This window comes from Streptomyces sp. NPDC048192, assembly GCF_043202415.1.
Classification (GTDB): domain Bacteria; phylum Actinomycetota; class Actinomycetes; order Streptomycetales; family Streptomycetaceae; genus Streptomyces.
This window is the reverse complement of sequence record NZ_JBIDAL010000009.1, coordinates 233,152-247,068: the sequence shown is the minus strand read 5'-3', so window position 1 is coordinate 247,068 and position 13,917 is coordinate 233,152. Positions and strand designations below refer to the sequence as shown.

Sequence of the window (13,917 nt, the reverse complement as noted above, 5' to 3'; positions counted from 1 at the left end):
TGTGTCCTTCACACGGCCCACCAACGGTCACCGGGGACCATCCGCCAGCCAATCGGAAGCACGGGAAGAGATGTCGGCACCCAATAAGTCGTACGACCCTGTCGAGGTCGAGGCGTTGAAACCGGAAGAGATCGAGCGCATGCGGGACGAGGCGCTCGCCGCCTTCGCCGCCGCGGACTCCCTCGACGCGCTCCACGAGGCCAAGGTCGCCCACACCGGCCCCGCCTCCCCGCTGGCCCTCGCCAACCGCGAGATCGGCGCCCTGCCCCCGCACGCCAAGGCCGACGCCGGAAAGCGCGTCGGCATGGCCCGCGGCGCCGTGAACAAGGCCCTCGCCGCCCGCCAGGCCGAGCTGGAGGCCGAGCGCGACGCCCGCGTGCTGGTCGAGGAGGACGTCGACGTCACGCTGCCGTACGACCGCGTCCCGGCCGGCGCCCGCCACCCCCTCACCACGCTCTCGGAGCGTATCGAGGACATCTTCGTGGCCATGGGCTACGAGGTCGCCGAGGGCCCGCAGGCCGAGGCCGAGTGGTTCAACTTCGACGCCTTGAACATCGGCCCGGACCACCCGGCCCGCGGCGAGGCCGACACCTTCTTCGTGCAGGCCCCCGACGGCGGCACCGAGTCCGGTGTCGTCCTGCGCACCCACACCTCGCCCGTGCAGATCCGCTCGCTGCTGGAGCGCGACCTGCCGGTGCACGTGATCTGCCCCGGCGTCGTGTACCGCACCGACGAGCTGGACGCCACGCACACCCCCGTCTTCCGCCAGGTCGAGCTGCTCGCCGTGGACGAGGGCCTGACCATGGCCGACCTCAAGGGCACCCTGGACCACATGGTCCAGTCGCTGTTCGGCGAGGGCATGAAGACCCGGCTGCGGCCGAACTTCTTCCCCTTCACCGAGCCCAGCGCCGAGATGGACATGCTCTGCTACGTCTGCAAGGGCGAGTCCGTCGGCAACCCCGACCGGCCCTGCCGCACCTGCTCGTCCGAGGGCTGGATCGAGCTGGGCGGCTGCGGCATGGTCAACCCGCGGGTGCTCACCGCCTGCGGCGTCGACCCGGAGAAGTACAGCGGCTTCGCCTTCGGGTTCGGCATCGAGCGGATGCTGATGTTCCGCCACAACGTCGAGGACATGCGAGACATGGTCGAGGGTGACGTCCGGTTCACCCGGCCGTTCGGGATGGAGATCTGATGCGGGTCCCGCTTTCTTGGCTGCGGGAGTACGTCGACCTGCCGGCCACCGAGACCGGCCGCGACGTCCAGGCCAAGCTCATTTCGGCCGGCCTGGAGGTCGAGACCGTCGAACAGCTCGGCGCGGACCTCAAGGGCCCGCTGGTCGTCGGCCAGGTGCTGACCGTCGAGGAGCTGGAGGGCTTCAAGAAGCCGATCCGCTTCTGCACCGTCGACGTCGGCCAGGCCAACGGCACCGGCGAGCCCCAGGAGATCGTCTGCGGCGCCCGCAACTTCTCCGTCGGCGACAAGGTCGTCGTGGTCCTCCCCGGCGCCACGCTGCCCGGCGGCTTCTCCATCTCCGCCCGCAAGACCTACGGCAAGGTCTCGCACGGCATGATCTGCTCCAGCGACGAGCTGGGCATGGGCGACGACGGCAGCCACGGCATCATCGTGCTTCCGCCGGAGACCGAGGTCGGCAAGGACGCCATCGAGCTGCTGGAGCTGGTCGACGAGGTCCTGGACATCGCCGTCACCGCCAACCGCGGCGACTGCCTGTCCATCCGCGGCGTCGCCCGCGAGACCGCCATCGCCTACGGCCTGCCGCTGCGCGACCCCGCCCTGATCGACGTGCCGGCCCCGAACGCCTACGGCTACCCGGTCCAGGTCACCGACGCCTTCGGCTGCGACCGCTTCACCGCGCGCACCGTCACCGGCCTGCGCCCCGAGGCCCGCTCCCCGATCTGGCTGCAGCGCCGCCTGCAGAAGGTCGGCATGCGCCCGATCTCACTCGCCGTCGACGTCACGAACTACGTGATGATGGAGCTGGGCCAGCCCCTGCACGCCTACGACCGCTCACTGGTCCAGGGCACCATCGGCGTGCGCCGCGCCCAGGAGGGCGAGAAGCTCGTCACCCTCGACGGCGTCGAGCGCACGCTGCACGCCGAGGACCTGGTCATCACCGACGACCGCGGCCCGATCGGCCTGGCCGGCGTGATGGGCGGCGCCAACACGGAGATCGCCGACCACGAGGTCACCGAGAACGGCTCGAACGGCACCACGGACGTGGTCATCGAGGCGGCCCACTTCGACGCCGTCGCGATCGCCCGCACCTCCCGCCGGCAGAAGCTGCTCACCGAGGCGTCCCGCCGCTTCGAGCGCGGCGTCGACCCGCAGGCCGCCGCGGCCGCAGCGCAGCGCACGGTGGACCTGCTGGTGCTGCTCGCGGGCGGCACGGCGGAGGCCGGTGTCACCGAGATCGTCGCCCCCCCGGCCCCGCGCACCATCACCATCCCGGCCGACCACCCGGACAAGGTCGCGGGCGTCGTCTACGGCCGCGAGACCGTCGTACGCCGCCTCCAGCAGGTCGGCTGCGACGTGTACGGGCAGGACGAGCTGGTCGTCACCGTCCCGTCCTGGCGGCCCGACCTGGCCGACCCCAACGACCTGGCCGAAGAGGTCATCCGTCTGGAGGGCTACGAGAACCTGCCCTCCACGCTGCCCAAGCTCCCCTCCGGCCGCGGCCTGACCCACCGCCAGCGGCTGCACCGCCGGGTCGGCCGCGCGCTGGCCGGCGCCGGCTACGTCGAGGCGCCGAACTACCCCTTCCTCGGCGAGCAGGTCTTCGACCAGCTCGGCCTGGACGCCGACGACCCGGCCCGCCGCGTCGTCAAGCTGGTCAACCCGCTCAGCGACGAGGAGCCCGCGCTGCGCACGACGCTGCTGCCGGGCCTGCTCGGCGCGCTGCGGCGCAACGTCGGCCGGGGCTCGCACGACCTGGCGCTGTTCGAGACCGGGCTGGTGTTCCACCCCCGCGAGGAGCAGCGGGTCGCCACGCACCTGCCCGTCGACCGGCGGCCCACCGACGAGGAGATCGCCGCGCTGAACGCCGCGCTGCCCGAGCAGCCGCGGCATGTGGCCGTCGTCCTCGCCGGCGCCCGCGAGCAGGCCGGCTGGTGGGGCAAGGGGCGTCCGGCGGACTGGGCCGACGCGGTCGAGGCGGCGCGCGCCGTCGCCCGTGAGGCCGGCGCCGAACTGACCGTCCGCAAGGGCCAGTACGGCCCCTGGCACCCCGGCCGCTGCGCCGAGCTGGTGATCGGCGCGGACGGCGCGGAGCGGGTCGTCGGCCACGCGGGCGAGCTGCACCCGCGGGTGCTGAAGGCCCTGGGACTGCCCGAGCGCACCTGCGCGATGGAGCTGGACCTGGACGCCCTGGAGGCGGTGGGCGACGGCGTCCCGCAGGCGCCGCGGATCTCCGCGTTCCCGGTCGCCACGCAGGACGTCGCCCTCGTCGTCGACAAGCCGATCCCCTCCGCGGAGGTGGAGGCGGCGCTGCGCGAGGGCGCGGGTGAACTCCTCGAGGCCGTCCGGCTGTTCGACGTCTACGAGAACGCCGAGCAGCTGGGCGAGGGCAAGAAGTCCCTGGCGTACGCGCTCCGCTTCCGGGCCGGGGACCGCACGCTGACCGTGGACGAGGCTTCGGCTGCGCGGGATGCGGCCGTTGCCCTCGCGGGCGAGCGGACCGGGGCTGTGCTTCGGGGCTAGTCGCCGTAGGGGTACTGTGCGCGGCCGGCTGCGGGTTCGTCGTGGCCGGTCGCGCAGTTCCCCGCGCCCCTAACGGGGCGCAATTCGCCGTCGTAGCCTGCGGGCAGTCGTGCCGCTGGGGCGGCACGGGTGGGCGCAGGCGGCACCGCGCCAGCGCGGGCAAGCGGCCCAACCCCCGGGCAGTCAGCCCGCAGCGAGTGCTGCGATGCCCTCCTGCGCCAGCGCCTCCGCGTGCTGGTTGCCCAACCTCCGGGCCAGTTCCAGGGCCTCGCGGTGCAGTCGTAGCGCCTCTTCCGGGGCGCCCGCGAGGCGGTGCGTCTCGGCGTAGCCGTTGAGGAAGTGGATCTTCCAGTGTTCCTCGAACAGCTCGTCCAGCAGGGCGAACGCCTCCCGGTGGCTGGCCAGGGCCTCGTCGTAGTGGCCCATCTGCCGCAGTGCCACGCCCATGCAGTTGAGGCACCACGCCTGGTTGTTGAGGTGCCCGTCCTCGCGGGCCAGCGTCAGGGCCCGGCGCAGTTGCTCCGCCGACTCCTCCGGGGCCTCCCGCGCGACGGCCAGGCCGAGCGTGATCCGGGCCGTCAGGCCGGGCGGCCACGCGGCGTCGGTGTGGGCGAGGTCCAGCACCTGCCGGGCCAGCCGGGCCGCCTCCTCGCGGTGCCCCAGCTGGAGCAGGGTCCAGGCCTCCGCCGCGGCCGCGTGGGCCGCGCCCGCCGGGCAGCCGGCCCGCTCGTAGAGCTTCCCCGCCAGCCGGAACAGCTCGAGCGGTTCCTCGGCCTGGCCCGCGTCCCAGCTCAGATAGCCGCGGCGGACGGCGAGTTCGGCTTCCGCGCGTGCGTCGCCGGTCCGGGACAGCAGGCGGCCGGCCGTCTCGTACGCGGCGGCGGCCTGAGCCGTCCGCCCCGCGTTGTAGCGCGCGAAGCCGAGGTCGCTGTGCGCCTCGGCCAGCTGCACCGGATCGTCCAGGCGCTCGGCGGCGGACAGCGCACGCTCGAAGAGGACGTTGAGGTGGGTCGTGCCGCAGCGCCGCGCGAAGTAGGCCCGCAGGAAGCGCGGCAGCTCGCACACGTGCGCGTCGGCCCCGATCGCCGCCGCCGTCTCGAAGGCCGCGATCAGGTTCGCGTACTCGGTGACGTACCAGGCGAACGCCGCGTTCTTGTCCCTGAACCCGGGGAGCGCCGCCGGGCGCCGGCCGGCGGAGGGCGCCCGGCCGGGTGACAGGAACGGCATGGCCGCGTCGGCGGCGGCCGCCGCGTGCACGTAGTAGTCGAGCACCCGGCGAAGGGCCCGCTCCCGCTCGGCCGCCGGGTCCTGCTCCGCCGCGGCCCGTCGCGCGTGCTGGTGCACCAGGTCGTGCAGCCGGTAGCGGCCCGCCGTGGGCTGCTGGACGAGGTGCGCGTCGAGCAGGTCCTCCAGCATCGCCTGGGCGGTGTGCAGCGGCACGTCCGCCAGCGCCGCCGCCACGTACTCGTCGAAGGACTCCCCGGGCAGCAGGCCCAGCAGCCGGAACAGCCGGGCCTGGGACCGGTTCAGCTGCCGTACCGACATCGCGAGGGCCGTGCCGAACGCGGCGTCCAGCTCGCCCGCGCCCTGCGCCATCCGTTCGGCGAGGACGCCCACGGTCCAGCCCGGCCGGTGCCGCAGCCGCGCCCCGGCCAGCCGCAGGGCCAGCGGGAGGTTCCCGCACAGCCGCAGCACCTCGGCGGCGGACCCGGGATCGCGGGCCAGTCTGCCGTCGGGACCGCCGGGATCGCTGCTGGCCCGGGCCAGCAGCCGGGCGCCGTCCTCGGCGCTCAGCACGTCGAGCGAGACCGGCGGCACCTCGTCCAGCCCGAGGAGCCGGTTCCGGCTGGTGATCAGGGCGACGGAGGGGCCGGCGCCGGGCAGCAGCGGCCGCACCTGCTCGGCGTCGGCCGCGTTGTCCAGGACCACGACCACCCGGCGGCCGGCCAGTTCCGACCGCCAGCAGGCGGCCAGTTGCTCGATGCCCTCCTGCGGGACCTTCTCGGACGGCACGTCGAGGGCGCCGAGCAGCATCCGCAGCGCGGAGCCGGGGTCGAGCGGGGACCGGCCCTCGGTGAAGCCGTGCAGGTCCACATAGAGCTGCCCGTCCGGGTAGCCGGCGGCCAGCCGGTGGGCGGCGTGCACCGCGAGACAGGTCTTGCCGACGCCCGCCATGCCGTCGACGGACACCGCACGGTGGCTCTCGACGGCGGCCAGCACGGCGGCGAGCGGTTCCTCGCGCCCGGTGAAGTCCGGTACGTCGCGCGGCAGGTCGTTGCGGGCCGGGGGCCGGCCCTGGCGGCTGCTCTTCGGCGGGGCGGGCAACGGGTTGGAGGCGCGCTCCCAGACGGCGCGCAGGGGGCGCGGGTCGCGCCGCACCAGCCGGCACAGGGAGACCACCGCGGGCCAGGGCGGCACGGTCTGCCCGTTGAGGTAGCGGGACAGGGAGGAGGAGCTGAGGCCGCTGTCCCGGGCGAGGGCCCGTACGCCGAGCCCGGACAGGTCCTGCAGCAGCCGCAGCCGGGCCGCCAGCTCCTGATGAGGGTCGTTCCCCGCCGTGCGTCCGTGCGCGCCCGCTGTTCCCCCGGTCACCGTTCCCCCGTCCACCGTCCCCCGCCCTTCCGTCCCATCCGCGCGGAAGTCTTCCCGGCCAACTCCGCGCTGGTCAAGGCCGTTTCACCTGTCCCACGGCGTCCCACCGCCATGGCCCGGGCAGGCCGCAGCGGCTGTCATGGAGGCACGCCACGGCGCCGGGGGCGCCGGCCGGAGCACACCAGCAGAGGAGCACACCGCGATGCAGTCCCGCATGCAGAACCCCGCCGTCGTCCTGTCCGACGCGATGCAGCCCATCCAGCAGCTCATGAAGGCCGTGCACTCCGGCGGGGTGGACGGGCAGACCCTGGAGCTGGTGCATCTGCGGGTCAGCCAGATCAACGGATGCAGCGCCTGTGCGGACGCCGGCGCCAAGTCGGCCCGCAAGGCCGGGGTGAGCGACGAGCGGCTGGCCACGGTCGCCGCCTGGCGGGAGGCCCCGTACTTCTCCGACGAGGAGCGGGCGGCCCTCGCGCTGGCCGAGGCCGCGACCCGGCTCGCGGACCGTCCCGACGCGGTCGGCGACGACGTCTGGGACACGGCCGCCACCTACTACGACGAGAAGCAGCTCGCCGCGCTCGTCCTGATGACCGGCGTGACCAACCTGTTCAACCGGCTCAACGCCGCGACCCGCCAGATCGCCGGCGCCTGGGGCTGACCCCCGCGCCCCCGGACCACACCCACACCGAGAGGAAACCCGCTGTGAACGCCGTACCGAAGACCGCCGGGACCACCGCCGCCACGTCCGACGGATTCACGGACGAGGAGCGAGCCGCGATGAAGGAGCGGGCCAGGGAACTGAAGTCGTCCGCGCGGCGCGGATCGCGGGCCGCCAGGGCCGCCGAGGACGAGGCCGCCGTACTCGGCAAGATCGCCGGGATGCGGGAGCCGGACCGGGTGATGGCCGAACGGCTGCACGCCGTGGTCACGGCCGCCGCGCCGGAACTCGCCCCGAAGCTCTGGTACGGCATGCCCGCCTACGCCCTGGACGGCAAGGTCGTCTGCTTCTTCCAGAGCGCGGAGAAGTTCAAGTCCCGCTACGCGACCTTCGGTTTCAGCGACCGGGCCCGCCTCGACGAGGACAGCATGTGGCCGGCCTCCTACGCCCTGACGGAGCTGACCGCCGCCGGCGAGGCGAGGATCGCCGAACTCGTCCGGCGGGCCGTGCGCTGAACCCGCGCGGAAGGGCGTTCATCCCTTCGGAGACCCGCATAAATGCAGGTTGACCGGCGTGGGGCTCACTCGATCGGGTGGGAACCGGGGGTCATCCGGTCTCCTCGGGCCATGCCGTCGACAGAATCGGACCGGCCTTCCGGGGCCGGTCCGTCCGCCCTGTCAGGGACTCTCCATGGGGGACCAGTGGCATGATCCGCATCAAGGCACGGGCGCCCACCGCGCGGGGAGCCGTACTGCCCATGGTCTGGGGAGCCGTGGCGGTCGGTTACCGGTTCGGCTGTCCCCTCGCCCACCAGCAGGGGCTCGGCGCCCGCCTGCTCACCAGCGCCGTCTTCGTGGCCGTCGGCACCGGGCTGATCGTCCACGCCCGCCGGGCACCGCTGCGGGAGCTGCGGCAGGCCCGCCGGGTGGCACGGGCCGCCCAGAGCGTCGTCCTGCGGCCCCTGCCGCCCCGCCTCGACGGACTGAACCTCGCCGCGGCCCAGCTGTCCGCGGAGCGGGGCGCGTGCGTCGGCGGCGACCTGTACGAGGCGATCGCCACCGAGCACGGGGTGCGGGTGGTGATGGGTGACGTCCGAGGACACGGCCTGGCCGCGCTCGGCACCGTCGCCGCCGTCCTCGGCAGCTTCCGCGAGGCCGCCCACGACGAGCCCGGCCTCGACGGCGTGCTGCGCCGGCTGGACCGCGCCCTCGCCCGCCACCTGCGCGAGCGCGCCCGCGCCGAACACCCCGCGCACGGTGCCCCGGACCCGGACCACCCGGTCGCCGAGGAGTTCGTCACCGTGCTGCTCCTGGAGATCGACCGCACGGGAGAGGTGCGCGCCCTCAACTGCGGTCACCCCTGGCCGTACCGGCTCAGCGGCACCCGGGTCGAGCCGCTGGCGCGCGCCGAGCCCCTGCCGCCGCTCGGCCCCTTCCCGCTGCCGGCCGAGCTGGAGGCCCGGGCCTGCGGCCGGCTGGTTCCCGGCGAGTTCCTGGTCCTCTTCACGGACGGCGTGGAGGACGCGCGGGACGGCCGGGGCCGGTTCTTTCCGCTGCCGAAGGCGCTGAGAGACGTCGTACGGGACCATCCGGTCTCCGCGCAGACGGTCCTGGGCGCCCTTTTCACCGCGCTGTTGCACCACACGGCCGGCACTCCCACGGACGACCTGGCGCTGCTGGTCCTGCGCAACGACCGGAACCCGGCACGGTGCGCCCCGCTCGCGGCGCGGGACGGCGCCGTGTGCGGCTCCGCGGCACGGCCGGCGCCCGGCAACGCGCAGCCCACGACCAACGCCCAGCCCGCGCCCCGCCGTTGACGGCGCCCCGGCCTCTGCCCGGCCAAGCCACCGCTTTTCGAGGGGGAGCCGGCGGCTTGGCCGGAAGCCCAGTCAAGCCGAACACCACGCTGAGCGACACCGCATGCACCCTGCGGATGCGAGCACTCCGTTCACACCCCGTGCGAACCCGGACCCACTACGCTGAACCGCACAGGCCATTCGGGGGGCATCCATGCAGCCCAACACTCTGCTCGACGCGATCCTGGACGAGGCGGGGATCTCGCACGCCGGCCTCGCCGCCCACGTCAACCAGGCGGGCCGGAAACGGGGCCTCGCGCTGCGGTACGAACACACCGCCGTGGCGCGGTGGCTGAAGGGCCAGCGGCCGCGCGGCCAGGTACCCGACCTGATCTGCGAGGTGCTCGCGGCCCGCCTGCACCGGCCCGTCACCCTCGACGACATCGGCCTCGGCGTGCCCGGCGAACCGAGCACCCCGCACGCCGGCTCGCTGAACGGCTTCGTGGAGCGGGCGACCGCCCTGTGGCGCTCCGACGAACAGCAGCGGCCGCATGTGCTCGGCGCCCCCGCCGTCACCGGGACGCCCGCCGTGATGCCGGTGTGGGAGTGGGAGAACCCGCCCGAGGACGTCGACGTCTCCCGCGGCGGCCGGCACCGGGTCACGCCGGCCGACATCGAGATGCTGCGGGCCGCGCGCACGCACTACGAGCAGATGTACCGCAAGGCCGGCGGCATCGCGACCCGCAGCCGCATCGTCGGCTTCCTCAACGCCGAGGCCGCGCCGCTGCTGCGCGGCAGCTACACCGACGCCACCGGACGCCAACTGCACCGGGCCACCGGCGGCCTGGTGGCGATCGCGGGCATCTGCGCCTACGACTCCGACGCCCACGGGCTGGCCCAGCGCTACTTCCACCAGGCGCTCAGGCTCGCGAAGGCCAGCGGGGACCGGGGGCTGGGGGCGTACGTGATAGCGCTGCTGGTCAACCAGTCGCTGTTCATGCGGGAGTTCCGGCAGGCCGTCGCCTTCGCGGAGGCCGCGCTGCGCGCCGCCGGCAAGCACATCACCCCGGCGCTCGCCTCCGATCTGTACGCGATGCAGGCCAAGGCCTACGCCCACCTCGGCGACTCCGCCGGCGCGCTGTCCTGCATCCGGCGCGCGGAGGCGGCCGCCGAACGGATCCGGCGCGGTTACGAACCCGACGAGACCGGCTACGTCCAGCCGGGCCTGGTCAATGTGCAGGTGGCCGAGGCGCTGCTCAGCCTCGGCGAGCTGGCCGCCGCGGGGGAGCACGCGGTGGCGGCCGTCGACAACCCGGCCCACGACCGGGGCCGGGTGCACCGGCTCGCCATGCTCAGCACCATCGAGCTGCGCCAGGGCAACGCCGACAAAGCGGTGGCCACCGCCGTGCAGATGGCGGAGCAGGCACGCGGGATGGAGTCGCAGCGGCTGCGCGACAGACTCCGCGCGGTGCGCGAACACCTGGTGCGCTGTGGCTCGGCCGGCACCGCCGAAGCCGCCGAACTCATCGACGGAGCACTGCGCGTACCGCTGTAGGCCCACTGTGGGCACACAGTCCCTGCTGCGATATTGCCACTTACTCGGCGGAAGGTGGCAGAACCGTGCAGTGGACGAAACTGAACGAACAAACTGTGTATGCAAACCGGTGGTTCAGCGTCAATCTCGCAGATGTCGAGCTGCCGGACGGCCGGCATCTGGACCACTTCCTGATCCGGCTGCGGCCCGTGGCCGTGGCCACCGTGGTCAACGACGCCAACGAGGTGCTGCTGCTGTGGCGGCACCGTTTCATCACCGACAGCTGGGGGTGGGAACTGGCCGCGGGCGTCGTCGAGGACGGCGAGGACATAGCCGAAGCGGCCGCCAGGGAACTGGAGGAGGAGACCGGCTGGCGGCCGGGGCCCCTGCACCACCTGATGAGCGTGGAGCCGTCCAACGGCCTCACCGACGCCCGGCACCACATCTACTGGTCCGACCGGGGCGAGTACGTCGGGCACCCCGTGGACGACTTCGAGTCGGACCGACGGGAGTGGGTTCCGCTCAAACTCGTGCCCGACATGATCGCCCGTGGGGAGGTCCCGGCCGCCAACATGGCGGCCGCGTTACTCCTGCTGCACCACGCGAGGCTCGCCGAGGGCTAGCGGGCCTGGGCGCCTAGCGGCCCAGCGACTGCCAGACCGTCGCCACCAGCGCGCCCAGCGCGGTGAGCACGGCGAGGGAGGGCAGCGGCCAGCGTGTGTGTTCCAGCGAGACGATCCGGGAGTTCAGCTCGTCCAGCTCCTTGGCGGTCTCCTCGGTGCGATGGCTCAGCAACGCCAGCCCTCCCTCGACGCGGGCGTAGGCCACGTCGAGGCGGCGGCGTAACTCTGCGAGTTCTCCCTGGACCACGGGATGCTCCGGATCGGCGGTCACGAGTCCGCTCCTTTCTGTAGTCGAACGGGTGGTTCCGCGTCCCTTGCATGCGCATGAGGAGTCAACTCTCCTGGTGGGCGCGTGGGGAGCGTGTGCGAGCGGCATATGCGTGCCCGCCGCGCACACGGTGTGTGAAACAGACGGGCCCGGCACCGGGTTCGGTGCCGGGCCCGCGAGCGTCGCTCTGCGTGATCAGCCGTGGGGGAAAGCGATCAACCGTGGGAGAAGCGATCAGCCGTAGGTGTAGAAGCCCGAGCCGGTCTTCCGGCCCAGCCGGCCCGCCTCGACCATGCGCTGGAGCAGCGGGGGAGCGGCGTACAGGGGCTCCTTGTACTCGGCGTACATGCTGTTGGCGATGGAGACGATGGTGTCCAGGCCGATCAGGTCGGACAGCTTCAGCGGGCCCATCGGGTGGGCGCAGCCCATCTCCATGCCGTTGTCGATGTCCTCGCGGCTCGCGATGCCCGACTCGAACATCCGGATCGCGGAGAGCAGATACGGCACGAGCAGCGCGTTGACCACGAAGCCGGAGCGGTCCTGGGCGCGGATGGAGTGCTTGCCGAGCACCTTCTCGGCGAAGACCTGGGCGCGGCTGAGGGTGCCCTCGGAGGTGGTGAGCGCCGGGATCAGCTCGACGAGCTGCTGCACCGGGGCGGGGTTGAAGAAGTGGATGCCGACGACGTGGTCCGGGCGGGAGGTGGCGACCGCCAGCTTCACCAGCGGGATCGAGGAGGTGTTGGAGGCGAGGATCGCGTCCGGGCGGGTCACCACCTGGTCCAGCACCTGGAAGATCTCGGTCTTCACCGGCTCGCTCTCCACCACGGCCTCGATCACCAGGTCGCGGTCGGCGAACTCGCCGAGGTCGGTGGTGAAGGTGAGCCGCGCCTGGGTGGCGTCCCGCTCCTCCTCGGTGATCTTTCCGCGCTCGGCGGCCTTGGCCAGGGAGTTGAACAGCCGGGTGCGGCCGATCTCCAGGGCCTCACCGGTGGTCTCGGCGACCTTCACGTCCAGTCCGGCGCGGGCGCACACCTCGGCGATGCCCGCGCCCATCTGGCCGCAGCCCACGACTCCGACGCGCGTGATATCTCCCGATGGGAAGCCTGTCACATCGACCCCTTCGCTGGTTCTCCGGCTCGCTGGCAGGGCTTCCGGGTTCGGCGCCTGCTCCGATCGAGCACGTTACCGTCAAGTATCGATGATCGATCGGCGGGGTGGGGGCCATCCTGGGGCGCGGAACGATCCGTGACGATGCGGATCCCGAGCGTAAGGGTGTGCCGATGCCTCCACTGTCCCGGCGAGCCTTCGCCCTGGCCCTGCCGGCGCTGGTCGCGGCGCCGGGCGCCGCGGTCGCGGCCGAGCGCCGGCCCCGGCCCGGCGCGGACCGCCGGGCGCGCGCGGCCGCGGAGATGCGCGGAGTATGGCTGGCGACCGTGGCGGGCCGGGACTGGCCGTCCCGGCCCGGACTGCCGGCCGCCGAGCAGCGCAGGGAGCTGATCGCCCACCTCGACAGGGCGGCCCGCGACCGGCTCAACACGGTGATCTTCCAGGTGCGCCCCACCGCCGACGCCCTGTGGCCGTCCCCGTACGAGCCCTGGTCCGAGTTCCTCACCGGTACCCAGGGCCGGAGCCCCGGCTGGGACCCGCTCGGCACCGCGGTGCGGGAGGCCCACGCGCGGGGCCTGCAGCTGCACGCCTGGTTCAATCCGTACCGGATCGCGCTCCACGGCGACCTCGGCCGGCTCGCCGCCTCCCACCCGGCCCGCAGGCACCCCGACTGGGTGGTGCCGTACGCCGGCGGCCTCTACTACAACCCGGGCCTGCCCGAGGTCCGCGCGTTCGTCCGGCGGGCGATCCTGGACGCGGTCGCCCGCTATCCCGTCGACGCCGTCCACTTCGACGACTACTTCTACCCGTACCCGGTCGCCGGGCAGACCTTCGACGACGACGAGGCCTACGACCGCCACGGCGGCGGCTTCCCGGGCCGGGCCGCCTGGCGCCGCGCGAACATCGACGCGCTGATCAGGGAGACGGCCGCCGCCCTCCGGCGCGTGCGGCCCGGCACCCGGTTCGGGATCAGCCCCTTCGGGGTGTGGCGCAACGCCTCGGCCGACCCCCGCGGCTCGGACACCCGGGCGCGCGTGCAGTCGTACGACGACCTGTACGCCGACACCCGCGGCTGGGTGCGCCGCAACTGGATCGACTACGTCGTCCCGCAGCTGTACTGGCACATCGGCGCCGCCGGCACCGACTACGCCACGCTCCTCGCGTGGTGGGCGGACGTCGCGCGGGGCAGCCGGACGCGGCTCTACATCGGCGAGGCGCTGTACCGGGCGGGAGCGGCCGGGCAGCCCTCGGCCTGGCAGGACCCGGTCGAGCTGTCCCGGCACCTCACCCTCGCCGCCGGACACCCGCAGGTGCGCGGGCATGTCTTCTTCGCCGCCAGGGAGGTGGCGGCCGATCCGATCGGCGCGATGTCACGCGTGATCACCGACCACTACGGGCGGTCGGCGAGACCGCCGCGCTGATCCCTCTCCTCGTGGTGCTTGACCTGGCAGTCGGGTCCGGGGGACATGATCGCCTCGTGGCCGTCCTGGAAACGGACGCGATAGGGCGGGTTGCCCTCGGATCCGAGTACTTCGACCACTTCCGAGACCTGGTCGTGTTGGCCGACCACCCTGCCGTGCTGGACAAGACGGTCGCCCTTGGATGCACGCATCTCGCAGGCCCTCC

12 protein-coding genes are annotated in these 13,917 nt (G+C 73.3%); 8 read left to right on the top strand and 4 right to left on the bottom strand.

Annotated features, from left to right (window positions below):
- The first annotated feature begins 70 nt into the window (after positions 1–70).
- Positions 71–1,192: a phenylalanine--tRNA ligase subunit alpha gene (gene pheS, locus ACGFZN_RS21210; protein ID WP_393860011.1), complete on the top strand. Its 1,122-nt coding sequence runs from the start codon at positions 71–73 to the stop codon at positions 1,190–1,192.
- Positions 1,192–3,714: a phenylalanine--tRNA ligase subunit beta gene (gene pheT, locus ACGFZN_RS21205; RefSeq protein WP_393860010.1), complete on the top strand. Its 2,523-nt coding sequence runs from the start codon at positions 1,192–1,194 to the stop codon at positions 3,712–3,714. The genes pheS and pheT overlap by 1 nt, the downstream gene beginning before the upstream one ends.
- 183 nt (positions 3,715–3,897) lie before the next feature.
- On the opposite strand, the gene ACGFZN_RS21200 is transcribed toward pheT, so the two are convergent.
- The gene (locus tag ACGFZN_RS21200) at positions 3,898–6,306 is read right to left on the bottom strand and encodes an ATP-binding protein (RefSeq protein WP_393860009.1); all 2,409 of its coding nucleotides are present in this window, start codon (positions 6,304–6,306) and stop codon (positions 3,898–3,900) included.
- A 202-nt stretch (positions 6,307–6,508) separates the two neighbouring features.
- Here ACGFZN_RS21200 and ACGFZN_RS21195 point away from each other — a divergent pair, with 202 nt between their 5' ends.
- The 5 genes from ACGFZN_RS21195 (at position 6,509) to ACGFZN_RS21175 (ending at position 10,916) form a co-directional block, all read left to right on the top strand.
- Positions 6,509–6,964: a carboxymuconolactone decarboxylase family protein gene (locus ACGFZN_RS21195; RefSeq protein WP_393860008.1), complete on the top strand. Its 456-nt coding sequence runs from the start codon at positions 6,509–6,511 to the stop codon at positions 6,962–6,964.
- A gap of 119 nt (positions 6,965–7,083) precedes the next feature.
- Positions 7,084–7,479, top strand: a complete 396-nt coding sequence (locus tag ACGFZN_RS21190; RefSeq protein WP_393860202.1) for an iron chaperone — start codon at positions 7,084–7,086, stop codon at positions 7,477–7,479.
- A gap of 191 nt (positions 7,480–7,670) precedes the next feature.
- Complete coding sequence (locus tag ACGFZN_RS21185; RefSeq protein ID WP_393860007.1) at positions 7,671–8,780, top strand: PP2C family protein-serine/threonine phosphatase; 1,110 nt, start codon at positions 7,671–7,673, stop codon at positions 8,778–8,780.
- A 193-nt stretch (positions 8,781–8,973) separates the two neighbouring features.
- On the top strand, positions 8,974–10,314 hold the full coding sequence (locus tag ACGFZN_RS21180) for a transcriptional regulator (RefSeq protein ID WP_393860006.1): 1,341 nt from the start codon (positions 8,974–8,976) through the stop codon (positions 10,312–10,314).
- Between the two features lie 65 nt (positions 10,315–10,379).
- The gene (locus tag ACGFZN_RS21175) at positions 10,380–10,916 is read left to right on the top strand and encodes an NUDIX domain-containing protein (protein ID WP_360161070.1); all 537 of its coding nucleotides are present in this window, start codon (positions 10,380–10,382) and stop codon (positions 10,914–10,916) included.
- 13 nt (positions 10,917–10,929) lie between these two features.
- On the opposite strand, the gene ACGFZN_RS21170 is transcribed toward ACGFZN_RS21175, so the two are convergent.
- Entirely contained in the window at positions 10,930–11,187 is a 258-nt protein-coding gene (locus tag ACGFZN_RS21170) for a hypothetical protein (protein ID WP_393860005.1), read from the bottom strand.
- 231 nt (positions 11,188–11,418) lie between these two features.
- Positions 11,419–12,294, bottom strand: a complete 876-nt coding sequence (locus ACGFZN_RS21165) for a 3-hydroxybutyryl-CoA dehydrogenase (protein WP_393860004.1) — start codon at positions 12,292–12,294, stop codon at positions 11,419–11,421.
- A 170-nt stretch (positions 12,295–12,464) separates the two neighbouring features.
- Between ACGFZN_RS21165 and ACGFZN_RS21160 the strand changes: the two genes are divergently transcribed.
- Entirely contained in the window at positions 12,465–13,712 is a 1,248-nt protein-coding gene (locus tag ACGFZN_RS21160) for a glycoside hydrolase family 10 protein (RefSeq protein WP_393860003.1), read from the top strand.
- Here the strand turns inward: ACGFZN_RS21160 and ACGFZN_RS21155 are convergent.
- A complete protein-coding gene (locus tag ACGFZN_RS21155; protein ID WP_393860002.1) occupies positions 13,682–13,903 on the bottom strand; it encodes a DUF1918 domain-containing protein in 222 nt (73 codons plus the stop codon). The genes ACGFZN_RS21160 and ACGFZN_RS21155 overlap by 31 nt on opposite strands.
- Positions 13,904–13,917 lie beyond the last annotated feature (14 nt).

What these genes read in the sequence shown, in the direction of transcription:
- pheS (WP_393860011.1), top strand. Translation starts at nt 71, where the DNA reads ATGTCGGCACCCAATAAGTCGTACGACCCTGTCGAGGTCGAGGCGTTG.
- pheT (WP_393860010.1), top strand. Translation starts at nt 1,192, where the DNA reads ATGCGGGTCCCGCTTTCTTGGCTGCGGGAGTACGTCGACCTGCCGGCC.
- ACGFZN_RS21195 (WP_393860008.1), top strand. Translation starts at nt 6,509, where the DNA reads ATGCAGTCCCGCATGCAGAACCCCGCCGTCGTCCTGTCCGACGCGATG.
- ACGFZN_RS21190 (WP_393860202.1), top strand. Translation starts at nt 7,084, where the DNA reads ATGAAGGAGCGGGCCAGGGAACTGAAGTCGTCCGCGCGGCGCGGATCG.
- ACGFZN_RS21185 (WP_393860007.1), top strand. Translation starts at nt 7,671, where the DNA reads ATGATCCGCATCAAGGCACGGGCGCCCACCGCGCGGGGAGCCGTACTG.
- ACGFZN_RS21180 (WP_393860006.1), top strand. Translation starts at nt 8,974, where the DNA reads ATGCAGCCCAACACTCTGCTCGACGCGATCCTGGACGAGGCGGGGATC.
- ACGFZN_RS21160 (WP_393860003.1), top strand. Translation starts at nt 12,465, where the DNA reads ATGCCTCCACTGTCCCGGCGAGCCTTCGCCCTGGCCCTGCCGGCGCTG.
- ACGFZN_RS21155 (WP_393860002.1), bottom strand. Translation starts at nt 13,903, where the DNA reads ATGCGTGCATCCAAGGGCGACCGTCTTGTCCAGCACGGCAGGGTGGTC.